Source organism: Enterobacter sp. 50793107 (genome assembly GCF_001463365.1).
Lineage (GTDB): Bacteria > Pseudomonadota > Gammaproteobacteria > Enterobacterales > Enterobacteriaceae > Enterobacter > Enterobacter cloacae.
Window position 1 is genome coordinate 1 of sequence record NZ_LNII01000035.1, and the last position, 3,477, is coordinate 3,477.

Below are 3,477 nucleotides of genomic sequence, written 5' to 3' on the forward strand. Positions count from 1 at the left end.
CACTAACATTACTAGCCAATTTTAAAACTCCTATACATAACCCGATAAAGTATTAAGATATTTAGCCTTTGGGTTCGATACCCTTACGACGTAGTTCTGAGCGCACAAGGCCTTTAATCCAATTACCTAAACTCATCCCTTCTTGAGCGGCGACTGCAGCCATTTGATCTTTCAGTTCAGGGTTAATTCGGATCTGAAATGCTGGTGCTTTACCAGCGCCTTTGGGCTGCTTGTCTCTCTGGATTACTGTTGACATGTGTGTACCTATTGAATAGCATGAATACCAAATAGGTACACACACTACCATAGTGACTGACCTATAAACAACGCCCCATAGTGCTCGCAACACATATGGGGCGTTTAACCACACCGTTATCTGGAGTAACGACTATGGCTGGAACACAGCATACCCAAACTCACCCCAAATTTACATGGCTATTCCTTGGTACACCGCGAGGTCACTCCTGTCTCCCGGTAGTTCTTCGCACCGTTGCAGACACTGAAGACACTGCCCGTGCAAAGTTCTGCGGCTGGGACTTAACCTTTGCCGCCAAAATCCGGACCGAAAGCCCGCTCTCAGTGTCGTTTATGGATCCTGAGAATCGCACCCTATGGAGCATTCTGGGTAGCGATCCTTACAGCAATGAAGCTTTGCCGTTGGAGGTGCGCCATGTATAAGTCCGACTTACCCGCTGATTACGAGATTCGCGTACTGGTGACGGTTAAAAACGGTCAGGTTACAGAGCGCCGCCTTCGTCCGGACGAAATCGTGGCCACACCGGAAGGTTTTATCCAGGCAGTTCGTCAGGCTGCTGAAGCATACGGTTTAACGGCTACCGACAAGGAATAAATTCATGATTAAAAAATTCAATCAGGTTCAGCCTGAGGGCATCGCTCAACCAAAAATCGAGCTTAACAGTCGCTGGAAAGATTCTCGCGGAGAAAAAATTACTGTCACATGCGTAACGGATAGCCGTATTACGTATGTCCGGGATGGGTATTCACATGAGTGTTTTTTTTCTGAGTACCGGTTCCGAAAAGAATTTATTTATCTCCCTGAGGAAAGCAGGGAGTGGCAGGAGACCGTAAAAGAAAACGTGCGTAAAAAAATCGCTGCTCTGCGCTCTTCTCTGCCGCTGAGTGTTGGATCTGACGGATGGGATAAGGGGCTGAAATGAAAAACGCACCGAATCTGAAACACCTGCCAAAAGAAAAATTCACGGAGGCAGTTATTTTTGCCGGGTCAGAAGCATACGCCCATGCGAAGGGTTGGGAAGAGGGGCTTGGTAAACAGATTGCCGAAGATACCACTCCTCCTGTTTACCTTGGGCCAAAACAACTGGCAGAGCTGGATAACCTGCGCATTGTGGATGATGGCCGTCGTGCCGTGCGGATTTACCTGGCAGGGAATATGAAGCCTATCCAGATTAATAACATTGCTGAAAAGCTGGCGCTGGCTGGCGTGCAGGATGCCAAATTGTATAAAGGCATCCCCGACCATGAGCCTGAGGACTGGAGGGAATATCTTTCTCGTCTGCGTGAACAGGTTGAAGTCTCTGTGCGAGAGGAGTCACTGCGGCACAGCCTTCCCTTAAGCGTGGGCTCTGATGGGTACGATCAGGAGCAGGATTACACGCTAAAAAGTTATCTTCCTGCTAACAGCCTGAGCAGTATCTACGGCCCGAGCGGTTCGTATAAAAGTTTTCTGGCGGTGTCCTGGGCTTGTCACGTTGCAGCCGGGATGAAGTGGGCTGGGAAGTCGGTATCAGCCGGCGCTGTGATGTACGTAGTAGGTGAAGGTGGTATTGGCGTTCCGCGGCGAATAAAGGCGTGGGAGAAAAAACATGGTGTGAAACTAAATAATCTGTATCTGGTAAACCGTCCGGTTTTCCCGGTTCGCCGTGAGGAAATGCAGGAGATGATCAAAGCTGCGCGTGACGTTAAGTCCAAAACGGGGCAGCCGGTTCGCCTGATTGTCATAGATACTCTAGCGCGGTGCTTTGGTGGTAACGATGAAAACGATGCTCGTGACATGGGGGCGTTTATTGAAGGCTGCGACGTCATCAAGCGTGAGACTGGCGCCACGTTGCTGGTGGTGCATCATTCAGGAAAAGACGATACCAAAGGCGCACGTGGTTCCAGTGCTTTCAGGGCTGCGCTCGATGCAGAGTTCAATGTCCGGCGCGAGGGGGATGGTGGGGCGATAATCCTGACCTGTACGAAGATGAAAGATTCGGAGGAGCCGAAACAGGCCGCATTCGATCTGCGTCCGATCGAATTGTTCACGGATCGTGATGGTGAGCTTATTTCGTCGCTGGTGGTGCAGGACCTGCCACGAGAGGCACGAGAACCTGATCCGGAACTTGCTGATATCAAGCACCTGACTGGGAACCACGCTGCACTCTGGCAGTCAATCCGGAGCCGAAAAGCCAAAGGTGAACCGTGTAATGTCTCTGTTATACGTGATGATATTACCACTCTGTTTGGAGAGAACGGCCGCAAAGGTTTTAAACGCTGGCTTGATAAACTCGTTAGGGAGAATATTATCTTTATCGATGATTCAGGAGATATCACGATAATTTAACCTGAAAAGTGCGGCAAGAAATGCGCGTGATGCGCGAAATGCTCATAAAACATACACTTGCCGCACTTTTTCCATGTATATACGAAGAAAGTGCGCGGTTTGGCATTAATCACCTGCAAACCCGTGCCATTACTGGTTTTAATGGCTGTACGGTGCATGTTGGATTGCGCACCTAAGTGCGCGGGATGAAAGTGCGGTGAGAAATGCGCTAGGTGCGGCAAAAAAGATATACTCTTTCATGATTATCAATGTCGATAAATAAAGATATACCTTACTTATTTAACAGCGGTAAATAAAATTGGAATGTAATTATTTTATTTTATTTTAAAGAAACGACTGAGCATTTCCGTTGCATTTGGGTGCATATAATGAGTTGGATGAGTTACATGCATTGATCTTCCAATTCTAATTGCATTTTTTTTATTTCTTCCAAAAAATAAATTTTTCCATGTAAGTATGTCGCCCTGATTGAATTTATTATCTTTTAATCTTTTTTCTAAGTAACCTCCAAATAGTTTGAACGTATGATAAGGCCTCGACTTCGAATTTTTTATGCTACTCAATTCATGTTCTAACATTTCTATCACTTCACCTTTTGGGTTAGTAATTGAGTAGTTTAGTGGCTTGCAGTATCTTCTTAATTCCCAGATGGTTCTATCCAAGGTTATAATTTCTAAGCCTTCGGTATACATAGTGTTTTGGAAGTATCTATTTGGGCCCTGCTCATTGAGATAATCTATGAATCGCTCACTTTTTACATCTAGGTCTAATTCAAGATATGGGATTTCTTTAATCTTTGCCAGCCCTTTGTTTAAATTGTGATTTAATTTTAATACTGGAACTCTATTATAAAGTAAAATCGCTTTAATATATTTCTCTACAGCTTGTTGCGA

6 protein-coding genes are annotated in these 3,477 nt (G+C 46.0%); 4 read left to right on the forward strand and 2 right to left on the reverse strand.

Annotated elements, in window-relative coordinates; translation table 11 throughout:
• Window positions 1-61 precede the first annotated feature (61 nt).
• Window positions 62-256: a toxin-antitoxin system HicB family antitoxin gene (locus APU11_RS05145; RefSeq protein WP_058684913.1), complete on the reverse strand. Its 195-nt coding sequence runs from the start codon at window positions 254-256 to the stop codon at window positions 62-64.
• 134 nt (window positions 257-390) lie between these two features.
• Here APU11_RS05145 and APU11_RS26495 point away from each other — a divergent pair, with 134 nt between their 5' ends.
• The 4 genes from APU11_RS26495 to APU11_RS05160 are packed head-to-tail and all read left to right on the forward strand — an operon-like array spanning window position 391 to window position 2,584.
• Window positions 391-678, forward strand: coding sequence for a host cell division inhibitor Icd-like protein (locus tag APU11_RS26495; RefSeq protein ID WP_072200367.1), 288 nt, complete (start codon window positions 391-393; stop codon window positions 676-678).
• The gene (locus APU11_RS05150; protein ID WP_058651450.1) at window positions 671-850 is read left to right on the forward strand and encodes a hypothetical protein; all 180 of its coding nucleotides are present in this window, start codon (window positions 671-673) and stop codon (window positions 848-850) included. The genes APU11_RS26495 and APU11_RS05150 overlap by 8 nt, the downstream gene beginning before the upstream one ends.
• Window positions 851-854: 4 nt before the next feature.
• The gene (locus APU11_RS05155; RefSeq protein ID WP_060578347.1) at window positions 855-1,178 is read left to right on the forward strand and encodes a DUF4222 domain-containing protein; all 324 of its coding nucleotides are present in this window, start codon (window positions 855-857) and stop codon (window positions 1,176-1,178) included.
• Window positions 1,175-2,584 (forward strand): helicase RepA family protein, encoded by a 1,410-nt coding sequence (locus APU11_RS05160; RefSeq protein ID WP_058651452.1) that lies wholly within the window; start codon window positions 1,175-1,177, stop codon window positions 2,582-2,584. Before APU11_RS05155 ends, APU11_RS05160 begins: the two co-directional genes overlap by 4 nt.
• Window positions 2,585-2,898: 314 nt before the next feature.
• Here the strand turns inward: APU11_RS05160 and APU11_RS05170 are convergent.
• The coding region (locus APU11_RS05170; RefSeq protein WP_060578348.1) for a hypothetical protein at window positions 2,899-3,477 on the reverse strand (579 nt) is incomplete at its 5' end.